Annotated in this window: 20 protein-coding genes and 1 riboswitch; of the genes, 5 read left to right on the plus strand and 15 right to left on the minus strand. The window is 70.0% G+C overall.

The annotated features are described in order from the left end of the window. Positions 1-17 precede the first annotated feature (17 nt). From ACFYP5_RS01475 to ACFYP5_RS01485, 3 genes are all read right to left on the minus strand, one after another. A complete protein-coding gene (locus ACFYP5_RS01475) occupies positions 18-188 on the minus strand; it encodes a hypothetical protein (protein ID WP_389029041.1) in 171 nt (56 codons plus the stop codon). Positions 189-315: 127 nt separating this feature from the next. Further along, positions 316-777, minus strand: coding sequence for a molybdenum cofactor biosynthesis protein MoaE (locus tag ACFYP5_RS01480; RefSeq protein WP_389029044.1), 462 nt, complete (start codon positions 775-777; stop codon positions 316-318). A gap of 147 nt (positions 778-924) precedes the next feature. Then, on the minus strand, positions 925-2,067 hold the full coding sequence (locus tag ACFYP5_RS01485) for an SDR family oxidoreductase (protein WP_389029047.1): 1,143 nt from the start codon (positions 2,065-2,067) through the stop codon (positions 925-927). A 189-nt stretch (positions 2,068-2,256) separates the two neighbouring features. On the opposite strand from ACFYP5_RS01485, the gene ACFYP5_RS01490 reads away from it, so the two are divergent. Both ACFYP5_RS01490 and ACFYP5_RS01495 read left to right on the plus strand, forming a co-directional pair. Further along, the gene (locus tag ACFYP5_RS01490) at positions 2,257-3,696 is read left to right on the plus strand and encodes a zinc-dependent metalloprotease (RefSeq protein WP_389029049.1); all 1,440 of its coding nucleotides are present in this window, start codon (positions 2,257-2,259) and stop codon (positions 3,694-3,696) included. Beyond that, a complete protein-coding gene (locus ACFYP5_RS01495) occupies positions 3,693-4,247 on the plus strand; it encodes an NUDIX hydrolase (protein ID WP_389029052.1) in 555 nt (184 codons plus the stop codon). Before ACFYP5_RS01490 ends, ACFYP5_RS01495 begins: the two co-directional genes overlap by 4 nt. A 67-nt stretch (positions 4,248-4,314) precedes the next feature. Here ACFYP5_RS01495 and ACFYP5_RS01500 read toward each other — a convergent pair whose 3' ends face one another. The 4 genes from ACFYP5_RS01500 to ACFYP5_RS01515 all read right to left on the minus strand — a co-directional run bounded on the left by ACFYP5_RS01500 (position 4,315) and on the right by ACFYP5_RS01515 (position 8,120). Further along, complete coding sequence (locus tag ACFYP5_RS01500; protein ID WP_030969704.1) at positions 4,315-5,070, minus strand: AIM24 family protein; 756 nt, start codon at positions 5,068-5,070, stop codon at positions 4,315-4,317. A gap of 19 nt (positions 5,071-5,089) precedes the next feature. After that, positions 5,090-5,770, minus strand: coding sequence for an AIM24 family protein (locus ACFYP5_RS01505; RefSeq protein WP_030915534.1), 681 nt, complete (start codon positions 5,768-5,770; stop codon positions 5,090-5,092). A gap of 11 nt (positions 5,771-5,781) precedes the next feature. Then, positions 5,782-7,389 (minus strand): TerD family protein, encoded by a 1,608-nt coding sequence (locus ACFYP5_RS01510; protein ID WP_389029055.1) that lies wholly within the window; start codon positions 7,387-7,389, stop codon positions 5,782-5,784. Positions 7,390-7,496: 107 nt separating this feature from the next. After that, complete coding sequence (locus ACFYP5_RS01515) at positions 7,497-8,120, minus strand: M48 family metallopeptidase (RefSeq protein WP_389029058.1); 624 nt, start codon at positions 8,118-8,120, stop codon at positions 7,497-7,499. Positions 8,121-8,400: 280 nt separating this feature from the next. On the opposite strand from ACFYP5_RS01515, the gene ACFYP5_RS01520 reads away from it, so the two are divergent. After that, on the plus strand, positions 8,401-9,573 hold the full coding sequence (locus tag ACFYP5_RS01520; protein WP_389029061.1) for a ThiF family adenylyltransferase: 1,173 nt from the start codon (positions 8,401-8,403) through the stop codon (positions 9,571-9,573). A gap of 41 nt (positions 9,574-9,614) precedes the next feature. Beyond that, positions 9,615-11,081 carry an ABC1 kinase family protein gene (locus ACFYP5_RS01525; RefSeq protein WP_389029064.1) on the plus strand — a complete coding sequence of 489 codons (1,467 nt, stop codon included), beginning with the start codon at positions 9,615-9,617 and terminating at the stop codon, positions 11,079-11,081. Positions 11,082-11,102: 21 nt separating this feature from the next. On the opposite strand, the gene ACFYP5_RS01530 is transcribed toward ACFYP5_RS01525, so the two are convergent. From ACFYP5_RS01530 to ACFYP5_RS01550, 5 genes are all read right to left on the minus strand, one after another. Next, positions 11,103-11,306 carry a hypothetical protein gene (locus tag ACFYP5_RS01530; protein ID WP_389029066.1) on the minus strand — a complete coding sequence of 68 codons (204 nt, stop codon included), beginning with the start codon at positions 11,304-11,306 and terminating at the stop codon, positions 11,103-11,105. Between the two features lie 166 nt (positions 11,307-11,472). Then, on the minus strand, positions 11,473-11,796 hold the full coding sequence (locus ACFYP5_RS01535; RefSeq protein WP_030915517.1) for a hypothetical protein: 324 nt from the start codon (positions 11,794-11,796) through the stop codon (positions 11,473-11,475). Positions 11,797-11,828: 32 nt separating this feature from the next. After that, on the minus strand, positions 11,829-12,197 hold the full coding sequence (locus tag ACFYP5_RS01540) for a WhiB family transcriptional regulator (RefSeq protein ID WP_389029069.1): 369 nt from the start codon (positions 12,195-12,197) through the stop codon (positions 11,829-11,831). A gap of 172 nt (positions 12,198-12,369) precedes the next feature. Then, the gene (locus ACFYP5_RS01545; protein WP_389029072.1) at positions 12,370-12,696 is read right to left on the minus strand and encodes a hypothetical protein; all 327 of its coding nucleotides are present in this window, start codon (positions 12,694-12,696) and stop codon (positions 12,370-12,372) included. A 166-nt stretch (positions 12,697-12,862) separates the two neighbouring features. After that, the gene (locus ACFYP5_RS01550; RefSeq protein ID WP_389029075.1) at positions 12,863-15,067 is read right to left on the minus strand and encodes an ATP-dependent DNA helicase UvrD2; all 2,205 of its coding nucleotides are present in this window, start codon (positions 15,065-15,067) and stop codon (positions 12,863-12,865) included. Between the two features lie 204 nt (positions 15,068-15,271). Between ACFYP5_RS01550 and ACFYP5_RS01555 the strand changes: the two genes are divergently transcribed. Then, positions 15,272-15,514: a mycoredoxin gene (locus tag ACFYP5_RS01555; protein ID WP_030915506.1), complete on the plus strand. Its 243-nt coding sequence runs from the start codon at positions 15,272-15,274 to the stop codon at positions 15,512-15,514. Positions 15,515-15,665: 151 nt separating this feature from the next. Here ACFYP5_RS01555 and ACFYP5_RS01560 read toward each other — a convergent pair whose 3' ends face one another. The 3 genes from ACFYP5_RS01560 to ACFYP5_RS01570 form a co-directional block, all read right to left on the minus strand. Further along, complete coding sequence (locus tag ACFYP5_RS01560) at positions 15,666-16,532, minus strand: bifunctional 5,10-methylenetetrahydrofolate dehydrogenase/5,10-methenyltetrahydrofolate cyclohydrolase (protein ID WP_389029078.1); 867 nt, start codon at positions 16,530-16,532, stop codon at positions 15,666-15,668. Between the two features lie 39 nt (positions 16,533-16,571). Beyond that, positions 16,572-16,668: riboswitch (ZMP/ZTP riboswitch) on the minus strand. A gap of 99 nt (positions 16,669-16,767) precedes the next feature. Continuing rightward, entirely contained in the window at positions 16,768-17,715 is a 948-nt protein-coding gene (nudC, locus tag ACFYP5_RS01565) for an NAD(+) diphosphatase (RefSeq protein ID WP_389029081.1), read from the minus strand. A gap of 44 nt (positions 17,716-17,759) precedes the next feature. Further along, entirely contained in the window at positions 17,760-19,154 is a 1,395-nt protein-coding gene (locus ACFYP5_RS01570; RefSeq protein ID WP_389029083.1) for a dipeptidase, read from the minus strand. Positions 19,155-19,161 lie beyond the last annotated feature (7 nt).

Here is a 19,161-nt window from a genome sequence, read left to right on the forward strand (position 1 = left end):
GTACGTTCGGTGCTGCGTCAGGCAGCGTCGGAACCGGAGTCGGATCTCTCCATCGCTTCACGGAACCGGGCATATCCGGCGAGTTCGGTGACATCACCGGTCGTGCGATTACGGGCGGCCCAGCTTCCCCATATCGCAGCACCGAAAGCAGCGAAAAACGGAATCAGCAACCAGGCGAGTGCTGCCATCACTACCTCCCCACGCCATGAGCGACCGCAACTGACCGATGAACAGATTAGTCTTCTGCAGATCCAACGCTCGGGGCAGGGGTGCGGTTACGCAAATCGGGGCGGATGTCGCCGGTCCGGTTTGCGCTCAGCAAGCACCTACCCACTCCTCCGTACCGTCGGAGAACCGCTGGTGCTTCCAGATCGGAACCTCGTGCTTGAGGTCGTCGATGAGCTTGCGACACGCCGCGAACGCCTCAGCACGGTGCGGGCAGGAGACGGCGACGACCACGGCCAGGTCTCCGACCTCCAGTTCACCCACACGGTGGACAGCGGCGAGTGCCCGGACCGGGAACTCGGCGACGACCTTCTCGGCCACCCGGCGCATCTCGTCCTGCGCCGACGGATGGCAGGAGTAGCCGAGCGCGCCGACGTCCTGGCCGCCGTCGTGATTACGCACCGTACCGACGAAGAGCGCCGTGCCCCCCGCGGCGTCGTCCCCGGCGGCGCGGAAGATCTCGTCGACGGACAGCGGGGTGTCCCGGATCTCCAGCAGCCGGATCGGGTCCTGCGCCGCCTGCTCACCGGGGTGGTCAAGGATGGGTGCCATGCCGCCCATGGTGCCGCACGGCACCGACATCGCGGAATAGCGCTTTCCACCGGCGGGCCGCCGGCCGCCTTGGAGCCTTCTACAGCCCCGGGACGCCCTGGCCCGGTCCTGCCCGGTCCTGCCCGACACACCGCGGGCGGGTACCTCTCAGATGCGGCGGCGGGCCTTGCGGGCGCGGCGGACCAGGGCGGCGGTGCCGAGCAGCGCCACGGTCGCACCGGCGGCACCGGCGGCGGTGGCGTCCTTGCGGCCGAGCCTGCGCCCCGCGACGGTGTGGCGGCCCTCGACCTCTTCGAGGAGGGCGGCGAGCACTTCCTCGTTGGTCCACCCGGGACGCCAGCCGGCGTCGTGCAGACGGCTCACGCTGACCACCCAGGGGTGCATGGTGTACGCGAGGTCTCCGGCCGGGGACGGGGTGAGGCCGATCCGGTGCAACCGGGCGGCGGCGCCGAGGGCGACCGCGGAGGGCAGTTCCATCCGGCGGACGCCACTGAGCTCCTCGACCTCCTCCTGTTCCAGCCAGCCGTCGCAGCCGACCGCGAACTCTCCGTCGATCTTCTCCAGCGCGGCGTACTCCAGGGCGGTGACCAGGTCGTCGACGTGGCAGAACTGCCAGGTGGGGCGCGATCCGGCGACGACCAGGAGGCGCGGCGACTCGAAGTAGCGGGTCAGCGCCGTGTCCGTACCGCCGACCAGGACAGTGGGGCGGACCACGGTCACATTGAGGCCGGGATGGGCTCGGGGTGCTCGTCGCCCGAGCCGTTCGATCTCCAGGAGGTCGCCGACACCGGTGGCCTCCGCCGTGGCACGCAGTTCGGCGTCCTCGGCGAGCGGGATGTCGTTGTCGGGAAGCGCCCCGTAGACCATCGCCGAGGTGCAGAGCACGACCCGGTGGACCCCGACGGCCGCGGCGGCCGTCAGCACGGTCTGGGTGCCGCGGACGTTGTACGCGGTACGGGCGGCCGGATCGGTCTCCAGGTCGAGATCGAGTGCCAGATGGACGACGACGTCCGCGCCGCGCAGCTTCTCGGCGATGGCGGGGTCCCGCACGTCGAGGATGTGCCAGATCGCCTCGGAGACCTCGCCGCGGCGCTCGTCGATGGCGATGACCTGCTTGATCTCCTCGGAAGCCGCGAGGCGCGCGGTGAGCAGCTCACCGACGCCGGTCGCGGCACCGGTGACCGCGACGACGGGGCCGCGGCTCTTGGAGCGGCTCGTCGAGGGTTTGCTCTCGGGCGAAGGGTCGGCCAGGTTTCGCGCTGCGCGAACCTGAGGATCTGGGGAACTCACCGGGCGTCTCCAGCGGTTGTCTTCAGTACGTACCCGAATGACGCGTACGTACCAGGTGGCGTCCATCCTGCCGCAGGCCGGGAGTCGGCGGAGCACTGAGGCCCCGAGCGGGCTTGTGTCTACGCTGGATGGTGATGTCGGGCAGTCGCCGTCGGTTCGAGCCGGCGGCCCTACGAGCCGAGGAAACCCGTGAGTGACACCCCATTCGGATTCGGCCTTCCGCCGGAGGAGCCGGAAGACGGCGACGAGGGCAAGAAGAAGGACCCCGCCGGAGGTGGGCAGGGTTCGGGCGGGCCTGCGAACCCGTTCGGCTTCGGGCCGGGCGCGGGCGGGGACAACCCGTTCGCGGCGATGTTCGGCACGATGAACCCGAACGACCTGGGAGCCGCCTTCCAGCAGCTCGGCCAGATGCTGAGCTACGAGGGCGGTCCCGTGAACTGGGACATGGCCAAGCAGATCGCCCGCCAGACGGTCGCCCAGGGCACCCCGGACGGCACGAAGGACGCGAGCGTCGGACCTTCGGAGCGGGCCGCGGTCGACGAGGCACTGCGGCTGGCCGATCTCTGGCTGGACGGGGTGACGTCGCTGCCGTCGGGTTCCGTCTCCACCGTGGCGTGGAGCCGTGCGGAGTGGGTCGAGGCGTCCCTCCCCGCCTGGCAGAAACTGGTCGACCCGGTGGCTGAGCGCGTCGGCCTCGCCATGGGCGATGTACTGCCCGAGGAGATGCAGGCCATGGCCGGCCCGCTGATCGGCATGATGCGGTCGATGGGCGGCGCGATGTTCGGCCAGCAGATCGGGCAGGCCGTGGGTGTGCTGGCCGGCGAGGTCGTCGGCTCGACCGATATCGGGCTGCCGCTGGGCCCGGCCGGAAAGGCCGCGCTGCTGCCGTTGAACGTCGAGAGATTCGGCAAGGACCTGAGCGTGCCGCAGGAGGAGGTGCGGCTGTATCTCGCCCTGCGTGAGGCCGCCCACCAGCGGCTCTTCGCCCATGTGCCGTGGCTGCGCTCGCACCTGTTCGGCGCGGTCGAGGGATACGCGCGCGGCATCAAGGTCGACACCAGCAAGCTGGAGGACGTGGTCGGCCAGTTCGACCCGTCGCAGCCCGAGCAGCTGCAGGACGCCCTTCAGCAGGGCATGTTCCAGCCGGAGGACACACCGGAGCAGAAAGCCGCTCTGGCCCGGCTGGAGACGGCGCTCGCGCTGGTCGAGGGCTGGGTCGACGCGGTGGTGCACGAGGCCGCGAAGGCCCGGCTGACGTCGGCCGACGCACTGCGCGAGACGATGCGCAGGCGGCGCGCCTCCGGCGGTCCGGCCGAGCAGACCTTCGCCACGCTGATCGGCCTCCAGCTGCGGCCGCGGCGGCTGCGGGACGCCTCGCGGCTGTGGGCGTCGCTCACGGACGCACGCGGTCTCGACGGCCGCGACGCGCTCTGGGCGCACCCGGACATGCTGCCGACCGCCGGTGACCTGGACGACCCGGACGGGTTCGTGCACCACGAGCACCTGGACTTCTCCGAGCTGGACAAGATGCTCGGCGATGCCGCGAAGGGTACCCAGACGCCCGCGGACGACCAGGGCGACGTGGACGGCAAGAGCGGCAGCGACGGCAAGGACGACACCGACCAGTGAGCCTGTACGACGACGCAGTCCTCGTACTGAAGAGGTACGAGTCATCGGCCGACCCCGACCAGGAGCAGCTGCGCCAGGTCTATCTGGACCATCTGTCGCGGCACCCGGACGGCATGTGGAAGGCCTGCGGAGCCGGGCATCTGACAGCCAGCGCGCTGGTCGTCGATCCGGAGGGCGGCCGGGTTCTGCTGACGCTTCACCGGAAGCTGCAGATGTGGTTGCAGATGGGCGGGCACTGCGAGCCGGAGGACGACACGCTGGCTGCCGCGGCGCTGCGTGAAGCCACCGAGGAATCCGGCATCAGCGGTCTGACGCTGCTGTCGGGCGGCCCGGTGGTGCTGGACCGGCATGCGATCCCGGCGCCGTGCCACTGGCATCTGGATGTGCAGTACGTGGCCCTGGCTCCGTCGGGCGCCACGGCGCAGATCAGCGACGAGTCGCTGGATCTGCACTGGTTCCCGTACGACGAGGTGGCCGAGGTGGCCGATGCCTCGGTCGTACACCTGGTCGCACGCGCACGCGCGGCCCTGGAGGTCGGCCGGCAGCCGTAACGGACCGCAACGGGTGAGGGGCGGCCTCCCAGGAGGCCGCCCCTCACCCGTGTCCGTGCGGTGCGGCTCAGTTCCAGGCGTTGTTCTGGTTCTGGGCGTGCGCCCCCTGCTGGCCCATGCCGTACTGGGCGCGCAGCCCCTGGCCGATCTGGGCGCTCTGCGGGGGCAGCACCTCGCTGGGCTGGACGAGGGCGAAGCCCTGTCCGAGGAAGCTCAGCTCCCAGCCCTCGCCGGTGTTGCCGCGCCGCCGCCAGACCCCGGAGGAGTGCGTCTGGGCCTGCATCTGCACCCGCAGCGAGCTGGACCAGGCGACGATCGCATCGGCGTCGACGTTGACGTACTTGTCGGGCGTGACCTGCATCATGAGCGGCTGGCCGGAGGTCATCAGAGCGACCTTGCCGGTGCCGGAGATGTTGAGCTGGTACTTGCCGGTGCCCGAGATGCCGTACTGGCTGTCCACGGCGATGACCTCGGTGTGCAGCGACGAGTCGAGCGCCAGGACGTAGGCGCTGTCCACCGTCATGCCGTCATGGTCCACGTCCACGACATGGACGTACTGCGCCAGGTTGGCGAGGTAGACGGTGCCCTGACCGGAGCAGCGCATCAGGTCGAGGCCCTCACCGGTGGTCGCGCGGGCTCGGCGCTGCCCGTGCGACTGGTACTCCCCGTCGAACTCCATCAGCCCCTGGTAGGCGACCATGGCGCCCTTGCGGGCGAGGACGTCGTCGCGACCGGTCAGCGAGACCCGCAGGAGCTGCGGGTTCTGCACGGTGTACCGCTCCTGGGACTGCTGTTCCGTGTAGCTGAAAAGCGGACTCTGCATGGTGTGTTCTCCCTCCCCCTCAGTTCCGGATCCGCAGGCGGTCCGTACTGTCCTCGCTCGGCTGGACGACGACGATGCCCTGACCGGAGAACGCCATCTGGTACGCCTCGCCGCTTCCGCGCCCGATGAGCGACGAGGCCTTGAAGCTGCGCTTGCCCTTCACCTTGAGGTTCGGGGACCACGCCACGAGGGCGTCCGGATCGACGTAGGTCTCGTCGTCACCGCGTCCGCAGTCCACGACGATCGGCGTGCCGCGGGAGGTGATGGCGACCCAGCCGGTGCCGGCGATGCAGACGTTCCACAGGCCCTGGCCGGCGAACTTGGCCAGCCCCTTGACCCGCTCGACGCCCCAGGTGAGATGGCCGTCGAAAGCCAGGACGTTGGTGCCGTTGACCGAGAGCGAGTCGTTGTTGAGATTGATGACGACCACATCGGCGCCGTAGTCGGCGAGGTAGAGCAGCCCGTCACCGGCGCACTTCATCAGAGGTGCGCCCTCGCCGGTGATCCACTGGGAGGCGATCTGACGGACGGCGGGCGGGTTCGGTTCGTACTGGATGAAGCCCTCGTACGACACCATCGAGCCGGTACGCGCGAACAGGTCCTGTCCTGTGGCCATGGCGACCTTGAGCATCGTGCGGCCGTGGTTCTCCATCCGGGCCGTGACAGGGGTCGGGGCGAAGCCCGCGAGTTGCTGGTTCATTACGGGCTCCCTCAGACCTCGTAGGGCTGGACGACGATGAAGTTGCCGGGGGCTCCCCGGAACTGCAGGTTCACAGTCTCTCCGCTGTGCCCGGGGTACGCGTTGCGGCGCAGTCGGACCTGGCTGGAGATGATCACCTGGGACGCCGACGACCAGGCCACGATGGCGTTGCAGTCGGCGAACGTGGTCGGCGTGACAGGCAGGACGACGGGTACGCCGTGGGTCTTGACGATGACCGTCCCGGTGCCCTGGAACTGCATGGTGAACAGGGCGCCACCGGGGATGCCGTGGCCCTCGATCCTGCGCACCTCGTGCTGCAGCGACTCGTCGAAGGCGAGAACGCTCTCCGCCGAGACGCAGATGCCGTCGCCCTGCAGCTCGATGGCATGCAGATGGGAGCCGTCCTCGGCGAGGAAGACCTGTCCCCGGCCGGTACAGCGCATCAGCTGCATCTCCTGGCCGGTGGCGTTGCCGACGATGCGGCCGGCGAAACCGGCGCCCTTGTAGCTGAAGTCGACCTTGCCCTGGTACATCACCATGGAGCCTTGGCGGGCGAGCACCGGTGTACCGCCCATGGTGAGGTCGACCCGCATGAGCTGCTGGTTCTGCGGGGTCCAACGCTGGCCGGTGGCTGTCTCCTTGTACGGCTGGAGCGCGGCCTGCAGACCGGCGCCGGCCTGCGGCACCCCTTGCGGTACGCCCTGGGGCACGCCGGGAGGCTGCTGCCCGTACGGAGCCGGAGCCGGCTGCCCGTAGGGAGCGGCTGGCACGGGCTGGCCGGGGACCTGACCGAACTGCGGCTGCTGCGGCGGCTGGCCCGGCTGCCCGTACGGAGCCGGGGCGGGCGCGGGCTGCGGCACGGTGCCACCCATCGGCGCCATCGGCGCCGCGATCGTCGGTGCGGCATGCATCTGCTGCTGCGGGGTGGGGGCCGGGGCCTGCGCGGCCGGGGCCCCGAAGGACGGGGCGGGCTGCGGGACTTGAGGGGCCTGTGGGGCAGCCGGAGCGCCGAAGGACGGCGCCGGGGCGGTCGCCTGCGGTGGCGGGGCGAACGACGGGGCGACTGCCTGCTGCGGCGCGGCGGGCGCCTCCTCGGCGACCTCACCGCCGAAGTTCTTCAGCAGCGCGTCGAGGCCACCGTCGAATCCCTGGCCGACTGCCGCGAACCGCCAGACGTCCTTCAGATAGAAGTCGCCCAGCATCACCGCACGCTCGGTGGTGAACTCGGAGCCGGTGAAGGCATACCTGACGACTTCCTCGCCACCCGCGACGATCCGGATGTACCCCGGACCGACCTGCGACATCTGGCCCGCGCCGTCGATGGTCGCGGTGAACGACAGCTTGTGGATGATCGCCGGAATGCGGTCCAGCGTGACGCGGAACGACTCGGTGTCACCGGCCTGGGCACCAAGGAGCTGAATGGACTCCTCGGGCGATTTCGGCTGGTTGAAGAAGATGAAATACCGGTCGTCGGAGAGCTGCTCATTGGCATCGAGGCCGAAGCAGCTGATGTCAAAGGTCAGTCCCGGGCCGGAGATCTGCACACCTACGTACAGGTCCGTCCCCGGCGTGAGATCGCTGATCTTGGCCTTGTGGCCGCGTTGGAATTCCCTTGCCATGCGTAACGACCGTCCCCCATCCCGAATGTGAACACGTCGCGCCAGGCTAGCCGCAAACTCCGACATTGAGCTGAGTCGGTACACACCCGGTACAGAATCACCGGACGTCACTCGCTCCGGGCGGCCGGGAGATGCGGCAACCGGTCGGCCGCCACCACTCCTTCGAGGTAACCGCGCGCCCGCTCGGTCCGCGGGTACGCCTCCAGCAGCCGCCAGAACCGCGGACCATGACCGGGGACCAGGAGATGCGCGAGCTCATGGACGAGCACGTAGTCGACGACGTACTCCGGCATACCCTGCAACCGGTGCGACAGACGGATGCTGCCCTCCGCCGGTGTGCAGGACCCCCATCGGGTGTTCTGATTGGTCACCCACCGCACCGACACGGGCCTGGCCCGGCCGTCGAAATACAGGTCGGACAACCGCTCGGCGCGCTCGGCGAGTTCGCTGTCGCCGAGGATGCGCTTGCTCTCCTGGGCGGCGAGCTTGTCGAGCATCACGGTCACCCAGCGCTGCTCCTCCGCCTCCGACATCCGGGCGGGGATCAGCACGATGGTGCGGTCGCCCTCCCGGTACGCGGAGACCGTTCTGCTGCGGCGGCTGCTCCTGCGGACCTCGACCGCGCTCGTCGCCGAGACGCGGGGCGGATGGCTGGCCGCGCTGCGCTGATGATGTCCGGCGCTGCGCGCGGAGGTCTCGCCGGCGAAGCCGGGTGACGGGTCGGCGGGCACGGCACGACGTTACCCGCTGTCAGTGGGGGAAGTCCCGCCCCCGGGGCGGTTGGCGCTTGATCCACTCCACGGCATGCACCATTTGAACGACTAATACCCCCCGCCTGTGGATAACTTTCTGCACGTTTCGACGCCTGCCCGCATTCTGACAACGGATCTCGCGAAGCTCCGGCCACGCCTCGTGCACAGAGATCGCAGAGCGACCGCAGAGCGATCACCGGAGATCGCGCACAGACCGCACCGCCACCGGACAGCACGACGGACAGAGAACGGGGAAACCATGCATCCGATGTTGAAGCCCGCACTGCGCCGCGCCTGGCGCGGCAGGAACACCGTGCAATTCGGAGTGACACGCGCTCACGCGGTGAAGCTCGGCCCGGTGGATATCGCCACCGGAAGTTTGCTGGAACTGCTCGACGGAACGCGCGGCCTGCCGCTGCTGCGCGAGGAGGCACGGGCCCTGGACCTGGCGGACCATCAAGTGGACACACTGGTGAGGCGCTTGGTGAACGCGGGACTGATCGACGATGTACGGGCCGGCGGCCCGGAAGCCACAGCGTTACGGAACCGGGCCGACGTCCTGGAGCGGCAGCGCCCCGACCTCGCGTCACTCTCGGTCATCCACCCCGAACCGGGCGGCGGGATGCGCAGACTGGCGGCCCGCCGCGCGATGCGGGTCCAGGTGAGAGGCGCCGGCCGGGTCGGTGCGACGATCGCCGCGGTGCTGTCCGGGTCCGGAGTGGGCCGGGTCGAGGTCCTGGACGGCGGGGTCACCGAACCCTCGGACATCGCGCCGGGCGGGCTTCCGGCGGCGGCGGTCGGAGAGCGCAGGGACACTGCAGCCCGGCAGTTGGTCCGCCGCTCGGCCGTCGGCTCCACTCCGCGGGCGGCAGGCACGGCAGACGCCGCGGCGGGTGGCACGTCAGGTGGCCCATCTGCGAGTGGCGGTCCCGGGCTGTCGTTGGTCGTGGTCGCCCCTCGGGACGGTCTCGCCGTCTACGCCCCCGACCCCCGCGCCGCCGAACCGTGGATCGCGTCGGGCATTCCTCATCTCTATGCCGGGGTGATCGAGGCCACCGGTGTGGTCGGCCCCTTGGTCCTGCCCGGCGGTACGGCCTGCGCGGGATGCCTGGCGCTGACCCGCACGGACCGGGACCCGCAGTGGCCAAGGATGCTGACGCAATGGCGGTCCGGGCGGCGCAATGCGGTGCAGGCGTGCGACCTGGGGCTCGCGACGGCGGTGGCAGGTCTCGCCGCGGCCCATGCACTGGCCTTTCTGGACGGCGAACTTCCCGCCAGCACAGGGGCCAGGTGGGAGGCTGCTCTGCCGCTGTTGGACTGGCGGTCGGAGCAGGTCAGGGCGCACCTCGACTGTTCCTGCGGGGCGGGTGGGCACACTGTGGGGGAGCGCACCTCTGGGCTCGGCACGACGCAGGACACAATGGCCGGGTAACCGCCGCACGCGGCACGGCAGTCTGGGATTTGGAGGGGCGTATGTCTGATCTACCCCGGAAAGCGGTCACCCGTACCGCGAAGTTGGCCGCGCTGCCACTCGGCTTCGCCGGCCGGGCCACGTGGGGTCTGGGCAAGCGGATCGGCGGCAGGTCCGCGGAGATAGTCGCCCGCGAGCTCCAGCAGCGGACGGCGGACCAGCTGTTCAAGACATTGGGGGAGCTGAAGGGGGGTGCCATGAAACTCGGTCAGGCCCTCTCCGTCTTCGAGTCGGCGCTCCCAGAGGAGGTTGCCGGGCCGTACCGGGCGGCGCTCACCAAACTGCAGGAAGCCGCGCCCCCCATGCCGACGCGCACCGTCCACGCGGTGCTGGAGGAGCGGCTCGGTGAGGACTGGCCGGAGCTGTTCCTCGAATTCGAGGACAAGCCGTCGGCCGCCGCCTCGATCGGACAGGTGCACCGGGCTGTCTGGCACGACGGCCGCGAGGTCGCGGTGAAGGTGCAGTACCCGGGCGCCGGGGAGGCCCTGCTCTCGGATCTCACCCAACTCAGTCGTTTCGCCCGCCTGCTCGGCCCGCTGATCCCCGGGATGGACATCAAACCGCTCATCGCGGAGCTGCGTGACCGCGTGTCGGAGGAGCTGGACTACGAACTGGAGGCGCGGTCCCAGCAGGAGCACGCCGAGGAGTTCGCGGACGATCCCGATGTGGTGATCCCCGGTGTGGTGCACCAGTCGGACCAGGTGCTCGTGACGGAGTGGATCGACGGTGTGCCGCTCTCCGAGGTGATCACGGACGGCACACAGGAGCAGCGGGACCGGGCGGGCCAGCTGCTGGCCCGATTCCTTTTCTCGGGCCCGGCGCGCACGGGTCTGCTGCACGCGGACCCGCATCCGGGCAACTTCCGGCTGCTGCCTGCGGAGACGAAGGACGGCGAGGCCGGGCAGTGGCGGCTCGGGGTGCTGGACTTCGGCACGGTGGACCGGCTGCCGGGCGGTCTGCCGCAGCCCATCGGCGACTCGTTGCGGCTCACGCTGGCAGGTGACGCGGAAGCGGTGTACGAGCTGCTGCGCGAGGAAGGCTTCGTCAAGGAGTCGATCGACCTCGACCCGAATGCGGTGCTCGACTATCTGCTGCCGATCATCGAGCCGGCGCAGGTGGAGGAGTTCACCTTCACCCGGAGCTGGATGCGCAATCAGGCGGCACGGATAGCGGATCTGCGTTCCCCCGCCCATCAGCTGGGGAAGCAGCTGAACCTGCCGCCCGCCTATCTGCTCATACACCGGGTGACGCTGAGCACGATCGGGGTGCTGTGTCAGCTCGGTGCGACAGTGCGGCTGCGGGACGAACTGGAGTCCTGGGTCCCTGGGTTCCTGCCGAGCGAGGACCTGCCCGTGGAGGACCTGCCCGTGGAGGACCTGCCCGTGGAGGACCTGCCCGTGGAGGATGTGGCGATCGCGGACCTGCCTGAACAGGAGCAGCGGGTGGGCGACGCGGCAGCCGGGGCATAGGCCCGGGCCGGAACGGGCCAGTCACCACCAGGGCGAGTCGAGGCGGCCTTCGATCGCCCTGATGTGGCTGCGGGCACAGTTGTCGCAGAAGTACTGGCGTCTGCCGTTCTCCACGGAGCAGACCCAGGTCGGCGGCGCGTACTCGCTGTCGGCGGCGGTGTCGCACCGGGAGCACACCACGACATGGCCGCCCGGTTGTGCGGGGTGACGAGTCTCCTCTTTCACCTCGTGACGATAACTCCGTCCCCGCCGCGCGGCACGTCACCACACAGCACGACCGCGGGGCCGGTCCGTCCGGACCGGCCCCGCGGAAGGGGTACTGACAAGAGGTACTGATCGCTGCCGGGCAGAGCGGCTGTCCGGCAGCGGGTGGAGCGGTTATTCGGCCTGACTAGTGCATGACCGCCATGGCCAGCGCGCGGCGGGCGCGCATCGAAGCGCGCTCCGCCCGGCGCTGCATCCGCCGGGCGGAGACCAGGCGCACGGCCTGGCGCTCCGCATCGGCTTCCCTCAGGCGGTCGTGCATATGCGCACGAGCCAGAGCTTCTGGGATGAGTTGCATTTCACGGGTCCTGTTCTGACGCGAGTCGTTCGCGCCGATGCTTGTGACGTTCGGTGTTGCGGAGCCGACGGGCTCATTCGTGGGGACGGACATTGGTGCCTGATTTCGGGGATCGTGGGTTCGGGGACGATCGATGGTTCCGATGCGCTTCATGGGTTTGGGGGCCGTGACCCCAAGGTCGGCGATCACGCCGCGACCGGGTTCTTGCGCGGACGGCCACGCGGCCGCTTGCGAGCGACGACGACGCCCTGGATGAAGAGCTCGCCACCCCAGACACCCCACGGCTCGCGGCGCTCCTTGGCGCCGGCGAGGCAGGCCTCGACGAGCGGGCAGGTGCGGCAGAGGGACTTGGCGTACTCGACATCGGCCGGCGACTCGGCGAAGAAGACCTCCGGGTCGTAGGAACGGCAGGGGACGGGCACGCCGAGGTTCTCGATGGCGTCGTCGAGCGCGGTGAGCGCAGTGAGGGGGATCAAGGTGGTGTCCTCCGTGAGGCCGGGCGGGGGGATCGTTTCGGAAGGCGGTACGGACGGGGCGTGCGCTTCGAGTTGCACGGTGGTGGTGTCCTCGTCTGGTCGTTCCGGCCGGTCGGCCGGGTGGCTGCTGGTACCGGGTGCTGCTTGTCCCGAGGCGCCTTCTCGCTGTGTCGTCCGTTTGGACAAAACAAAAGGGCCGCGGATCCCGAGTGGGGTTCCGCGGCCCTGAAGGCGCCGGCCTGATGGTCCATCAGGCTGGATCACTCCAGGGTTCAGGCCCACGGAAGGCCCACATCTTGTGGTGGTGCGTCGTCTGCTGCTCGGCTCCGGCACCGACTGCCGCAAAGGCATAGGCCGCCTTGGCCCGTCCCTTCGCTACTGCTGCCGTCGGTGCCTGGGTCGGTCGCTCATTGCGCTCCCGCACGGGAAGGCTCGCCAGGGACAGCGGGCTGACGGCGGAAATGCCGGACAGACCGGTGCCACGCAGCGAAGATTCCGAAGAGCAGGCGAGGCCGAGCGAGCAGGCGGAGACGACCGACGGATCGGTCATTTTGTTGGTCTTGATGATGCTGATCACGACAATCGCCTCCTCTCGGCGTCTCGGGGGGACCGGTCTCGCCGGTCCTGCGTATTCGGATAAGTACAGCACGGGGTGAGGGCTTCAGAGAAGTCGCTGTTCCCGTGGTTAAGAACCTATGGTGATGACTGGGGCGGGCGCAAACTATTTTTTCGACGAGTTTTTCTCACGCCTCCTCGTCATCTCCTCCGAGCCCCTCGTCTGGGTACTGGCCTGCACATATGGCCAGCACGGGGGCGCCGAACCGGTCCAGCTTCCGGACTCCGACCCCAGCGATTCTGGCCAGTTCACCGTCGCTGGCCGGGACCGCCTCCGCGATCGCCATCAGCGTCTTGTCGGTGAACACGCAGTAGGCCGGCTGGCCGATCTCCTTGGCCTGTTCCGCACGCCAGTCGCGCAGCCGCTCGTACAGCCCCTCGTCCATGTCGGAGGGGCAGTCCTCACAGCGCATCAGCTTCATCTCACCCGCGTCGGTGAGGGTCTTGCCGCAGACCCGGCACAGGGCGGGGCCACGGTGCCTGCGCTTGGCCACCGCCGGCCGCTCGATGCCTCCCCCGCCGCTTCCCCCGGTGCCGGCCGCGCCACGGCCGCCGCCGAGCGCCGCCGAGCCGGGGCGCAGCCCGTTGAGGAAGCGGCTCGGGCGCCGTCCGCCGCGGCTGCCGGGCGACCGGGACAGCGACCAGGACAACGAGAGGTGGAAGCGTGCCCGGGTGACGCCGACGTACAGCAGTCGGCGCTCCTCCTCGATCTGCTCGTCGGTCTTGGCGTACGTGATCGGCATCATGCCCTCGGTCAGCCCGACCAGGAACACGGCGTCCCACTCCAGGCCCTTCGCCGAGTGCAGTGACGCCAGCGTGACTCCCTGGACCGTGGGGGCGTGCTGGGCGGCCGCCCGCTCGTCCAGCTCCGCCACCAGGTCGGAGAGCGTCGCCCCCGGTTCGGCCTGTTCGAAGTCCTCGGCCAGCCGGACCAGGGCGGCCAGGGACTCCCACCGGTCGCGCACCGCCCCCGAGCCGGCGGGCGGCTCCGTGGTCCAGCCCTTGGTGGAGAGCACCGCCCGCACCTGCGAGGGCAGCCCCTCCGCGTCGTCGAGCAACGAGTCGTTACCCCCGGCGCGGGCGGCGCCGCGCAGGGCGACGCCCGCCTCCCGTACCTCCGCGCGCTCGAAGAAGCGCTCCGCTCCCCTCAGCTGGTACGGCACGCCCGCGTCGGACAGGGCCTGCTCGTAGACCTCGGACTGGGAGTTGACCCGGTAGAGCACGGCGATCTCGCCGGCCGGGACTCCCGCGGCGATCAGATCGCGGATCCGGCGGGCGGTGTCCTCGGCCTCGGCGGGCTCGTCCGCGTACTCCGTATAGGCCGGCTCCGGCCCCCGCTCGCGCTGCGAGACCAGTTCGAGCCGGTGCTCGGCGGCGCGGCCACGGGCCTGGCCGAGCACCCCGTTGGCGAGATGGACGACCTGGGGCGTGGAGCGGTAGTCCCGCACCAGCTTGACCACGGTCGCGTTCGGGTGGCGGGTGCGGAAATTCAGCAGGTGGTCGGGGGTGGCGCCGGTGAACGAGTAGATCGTCTGGCCGGCGTCCCCGACGACGCACAGGTTGTCCCGGTCGCCGAGCCAGAGGTCGAGGAGTCGCTGCTGGAGCGGGCTGACGTCCTGGTACTCATCGACCACGAAGTGCTGGTACTGGCGGCGGACATGGTCGGCGATGTCATGGCGGTCCTGGAGGATCGCCACGGTGAGGAGCAGCACATCCTCGAAGTCGATCACCGAGCGGTCGCGCTTCAGCTGCTCGTACATCGCGTAGATCTGAGAGATCTCGGCCGGGTCGCGCGGGGCGTCCCGCTGGGTCTTGGCGACCACTGCCGGATAGTCGGCGGGCACGGTCTGGGTGACCTTCGCCCACTCGATCTCGCTGGTGACGTCCCGCAGCTCGTTGCGGTCGAGCCGGATGCGGCAGCGGGCGGCGGCTTCGGCGACCAGCTGGACCTTGCGCTCCACCAGCCGCGGCAGATCACCACCGACTGCTTTCGGCCAGAAGTACTGGAGCTGCCGCAGGGCGGCGGAGTGGAACGTGCGCGCCTGCACCCCGGCCGCGCCGAGCTGGCGCAGCCTGCCCCGCATCTCGCCCGCGGCCCGGTTGGTGAACGTGACAGCCAGCACACTCGTCGGCTGGAGTATCCCGGCACGCACCCCGTACGCGATGCGGTGCGTGATCGCACGCGTCTTGCCCGTACCGGCTCCGGCCAGCACACACACCGGGCCGTGCAGGGCCAGGGCGACCTCGCGCTGCTCGGGGTCCAGCCCGTCGAGCACGGCGTCCGCCGACTCGGGGACCCGGGGGAAGAGAGAGGAATGCGTTGCTGATGTCACTCCGCCATGCTGCCAGGTCGGGAGAGGCCGACGCGGAAGTTGTCCACAGGGGAGCGGTATCCGTCGTACTAATGCAGGGGCGGCTACGGGAATGGCTGCCAGGTCACGTACGTTCCACTCCCTGCGGGGGGCACCTTTCCAGCTTTTCCGCGAGACGCGGCAACGCAGCGTGACGAGACGAACGAGACAGAGGAGCGGGAAAACATGCCGGGCACTGTGACGATGTACAGCACCACGTGGTGCGGTTACTGCCGTCGGCTCAAGGGCCAGATGGACCGCGAGGGCATCACGTACAACGAGATCAACATCGAGCAGGACCCGGAGTCCGCGGCCTTCGTCGAGAAGGCCAACGGGGGGAACCAGACCGTTCCGACCGTGCTCTTCTCGGACGGTTCGACGCTGACGAACCCTTCGCTGGCCCAGGTGAAGCAGAAGATCGGCGTCTGATCGCGCGCTTGCGCTCCTCGCGCCGGCGCAAGGTGCCAGGGCGAAGAGCCCGCACGAAGAGCCGGCACCAAGAGCCCGCGTGAACGCCCGCTGCCCTCCGGTCGCCCCGGAGGACGGCGGGCGTTCGCGTACCCGGGAGCCTGGCTACCGGTCACGCCGCCGCGACGCCGAGCTGCCGGGCCGCCGCCGCGACCGTCTGCTCGAGAAGGACCGCGATGGTCATCGGTCCGACACCGCCCGGGACCGGGGTGATCAGCCGCGCCCGCTCGGCGGCTGTCCCGAAGTCGACGTCGCCGACGTTGCCTTCGTTGTAGCCGGCGTCGATCACCACCGCACCCGGCTTGATGTCCGCACCGGCGATGAAGCGCGGCTTGCCGACCGCGGCCAGCAGGACGTCCGCCTCCCGCACGATCGACGAGAGCTCGGCCGTGCGGGAGTGGCAGTACGTCACGGTGGCGTCCCGGCCGAGCAGAAGCATTCCGGCGGGCTTGCCGAGGATGGCGCTGCGCCCCACGACGACCGCCTGTTTTCCCGCGAGGCCGACGTCGTACTCGTCCAGCAGGCGCATGATGCCGCCGGGCGTGCAGGAGACGAATCCGGGCAGGCCGAAACTCATCGAAGCGAACGAGTGCATGGTGACCCCGTCGACGTCCTTGCCCGGATCGATCGCCTCGAACGCGGCGCGTTCGTCGATGTGCGGTCCCACAGGGTGCTGGAGCAGGATGCCGTGGACACCGGGGTCGGCCGACAGCGTGGTGACCGCGTCGACCACATCCTGTGTGGTGGAGGTGGCGGGAAGAGCCACGTGCCGCGACTCGATGCCTGCGCTCTCGCACCGGCGGCGCTTCATCCGCACGTAGGTCACCGAGGCCGGGTCTTCCCCGACCAGTACCGTCGCCAGGCACGGTGCCGTCCCGGTGCGCAGCCGCAGTTCCGCTGCCGTCGCCGAGCTGGCTCCGATGATCCTGCGGGCAAGGGCGGTGCCGTCCATCGGACGGGCTGTCTGAGGTTGGGCCACGTTTCGCTCCCGGGTGTCACGAGGATCGCGAGGATCACGGTGTGTCGCCCAGGCGCACGGCATCGACGGCTGTCGAGAGTTCCGTCGGACCGCTCCCCGGTGGTGCTCCACCTCAGCGCCAGTCACGGCCCGGGGCCAGATTAGTGCGCGATCGTCTCTTCGGGGGAGAAACCGGCGCGGTCCTGAAGGTGCGACCGGGCCACGCCCTCCTCGGTCGCACGCCGAGCAGCGCGCGTCAGCCGACGCTGCCCGGCCTCGGGAGCGGCTTGCCGTACCAGAGTTCGATCAGACGTGCCGCGATCGAGATGCCGAACGGCGGCAGGACCTCGCCCGACTCGAAGGCCGCCGTCAGGTCCTCGCGGGAGAACCAGCGGGCCTCCTCGATCTCCTCGCCGTCCACATTGATCTCCGACGACGTGGCCCGGGCCATGAAGCCGAGCATCAGGCTCGACGGGAACGGCCAGGGCTGGCTGGCGATGTATTCGACCTCGCCGACCGTGATGCCCGCCTCCTCGAGCACCTCGCGGGCCACGGACTGCTCGATCGACTCCCCCGGCTCGACGAAACCCGCGAGCGTCGAGAAGCGGCCTTCCGGCCAGTGCACCTGACGGCCCAGCAGAGCACGGTCCTGGTCGTCCGTGACCAGCATGATCACCGCGGGGTCGGTGCGCGGGTAGTGCTCGGCGCCGCAGGCCGGGCAGCGACGGATGTGGCCGGCCGCCGCGATGACCGTACGTTCGCCGCAGCGGGAGCAGAAGCGGTGCAGCCGCTGCCAGTTCTCCAGCGCCACCGCGTGCACCATCAGCCCCGCGTCGCGGGGGCCGAGCAGCAGTCCGGCCTCGCGCAGGCCGGCCGGGCGGGCCGGCTGATCCATGCGGCCGGGCAGGGAGTCCTTCTGGAGCGCGAAGTAGCTGACGCCGTCCTCGTCGGTTCCGAGGAAGTAGCGGTGGGTCTCGGTGACCGGGGCCTCGAAGGCCGGGGTCATGACGATCTCCGTACCGCCGTCGGCCGTGTCGTCGATCAGCACCTGGCCGCCCGAGACCACGAAGACTCGGGTGGTCGGGTGGCTCCAGGCGGCGGAGAGCCATGCCTCGTCGAGGCGGTGGTGCGCGGCGCGGTCGATACCGCTGGGCGCGGTGAGACCGATGGGCCGGTCTGTCGTGGCGTTGTCGAAGGTGCTCACAGGTGCTTCCTACTCCCCCGGGACGGTTCGGGTGTTCAGAGGATTCAGCGGAGTGCGGCCGCCAGCTCGCCCCACAGGTGGGCGGTGGTCTCCACGCCCTTGAGCAGGAGGTCGAGTTCGACCTTCTCGTTCGGGGCGTGCCAGCCGTCGGACGGTACGGAGATGCCCAGGAAGAGGACGGGTGCGCCGAGCACGTCCTGCAGGTCGGCGGCGGGTCCCGAGCCTCCTTCGCGGGTGAAGAGGATCTTCTGGCCGAAGGCCCGTCCCATGGCTCGGGCCACGGCCTGCAGGGCGGGGTGGTCCAGCGGGGTCAGGCAGGGGCGGGTGGCGGGGGCGAAGGTGATCCGGTGGCGGATGCCGGCCGGGAACTGCGCCTCGGCCCAGGCGCGGACGGCCTGCTGGACGTGGTCGGGGTCCTGGCCGGCGACCAGCCGGAAGCTGATCTTCACGAGGGCGGAGGACGGAATGATGGTCTTGCTTCCGGCGCCCTGGTAGCCGCCGCCGATGCCGTTGACCTCGGCGGTGGGGCGGGCCCAGATGCGTTCCAGCGTGGAGTAGCCGGCCTCACCCGTCGTCGCCTGTGACTTGGCGGTGCGCAGCCAGGTGTCCTCGTCGAAGGGGAGCTCGGCGAAGAGGGCGCGCTCGGTGTCGGTGAGTTCCGTCACGCCGTCGTAGAAGCCGGGGATCGTGACCCGCCCGTCCGCGTCGTGCAGCGCGGCGACGAGGCGGGCCACGGCGGTCGCCGGATTGGGGACGGCGCCGCCGAACGATCCGGAGTGGATGTCCTGCTCGGGGCCGTACAGCTCGATCTCGCACTCGGCGAGGCCGCGCATGCCCGTGCAGACCGTCGGGGTCGTCTCGTCCCACATCCCGGTGTCCGAGACGATCACGGCGTCCGCGGCGAGACGCGCCGCCTGCTGCTCGACCAGGGTGCGGAAGTGCGGGGAGCCGGACTCCTCCTCGCCCTCGACGAGGAGCTTGAGGTGTACGGCGGGGTTGGTGCGACCGGTGGTGGCGAGGTGGGCCCGGACGCCGAGGGTGTGGAAGAACACCTGGCCCTTGTCGTCGGCCGCGCCGCGCCCGTACATCCGGCCGTCCCGGATCACCGGTTCGAACGGATCGGTTTCCCAGCCGTCCTCCCGCGCTGCGGGCTGCACGTCGTGGTGCCCGTAGACGAGGACGGTCGGAGCGTCCGGGTCGTCGGACGGCCACTCGGCGAAGACCGCGGGCGCACCTGCGGTCTCCCAGATCTCCGTGACCGGGAAGCCGGTCTCCTTGAGCTTGGCGGACAGCCAGTCGGCGCTGCGTCGTACGTCTCCGTCGTGTTCCGGCTGGGCGGAGACGGAGGGGATCCGCAGCCACTCGGCGAGGTCGTCGAGGAAGGCTGTGCGGTGCTGCTCGGTGTACGTACGGACGGCGCTGTCCGGGGTGTCGCTCATGGTCTTG

The sequence above is a fragment of the Streptomyces sp. NPDC005262 genome (assembly GCF_042872425.1).
Taxonomy (GTDB): domain Bacteria; phylum Actinomycetota; class Actinomycetes; order Streptomycetales; family Streptomycetaceae; genus Streptomyces.

Excerpts from the sequence above, each read along its gene's own strand:
- ACFYP5_RS01475 (WP_389029041.1), bottom strand. The coding sequence starts at position 188 with ATGGCAGCACTCGCCTGGTTGCTGATTCCGTTTTTCGCTGCTTTCGGT.
- ACFYP5_RS01480 (WP_389029044.1), bottom strand. The coding sequence starts at position 777 with ATGGCACCCATCCTTGACCACCCCGGTGAGCAGGCGGCGCAGGACCCG.
- ACFYP5_RS01500 (WP_030969704.1), bottom strand. The coding sequence starts at position 5,070 with ATGCAGAGTCCGCTTTTCAGCTACACGGAACAGCAGTCCCAGGAGCGG.
- ACFYP5_RS01505 (WP_030915534.1), bottom strand. The coding sequence starts at position 5,770 with ATGAACCAGCAACTCGCGGGCTTCGCCCCGACCCCTGTCACGGCCCGG.
- ACFYP5_RS01510 (WP_389029055.1), bottom strand. The coding sequence starts at position 7,389 with ATGGCAAGGGAATTCCAACGCGGCCACAAGGCCAAGATCAGCGATCTC.
- ACFYP5_RS01520 (WP_389029061.1), top strand. The coding sequence starts at position 8,401 with ATGCATCCGATGTTGAAGCCCGCACTGCGCCGCGCCTGGCGCGGCAGG.
- ACFYP5_RS01525 (WP_389029064.1), top strand. The coding sequence starts at position 9,615 with ATGTCTGATCTACCCCGGAAAGCGGTCACCCGTACCGCGAAGTTGGCC.
- ACFYP5_RS01535 (WP_030915517.1), bottom strand. The coding sequence starts at position 11,796 with ATGAAGCGCATCGGAACCATCGATCGTCCCCGAACCCACGATCCCCGA.
- ACFYP5_RS01555 (WP_030915506.1), top strand. The coding sequence starts at position 15,272 with ATGCCGGGCACTGTGACGATGTACAGCACCACGTGGTGCGGTTACTGC.
- ACFYP5_RS01570 (WP_389029083.1), bottom strand. The coding sequence starts at position 19,154 with ATGAGCGACACCCCGGACAGCGCCGTCCGTACGTACACCGAGCAGCAC.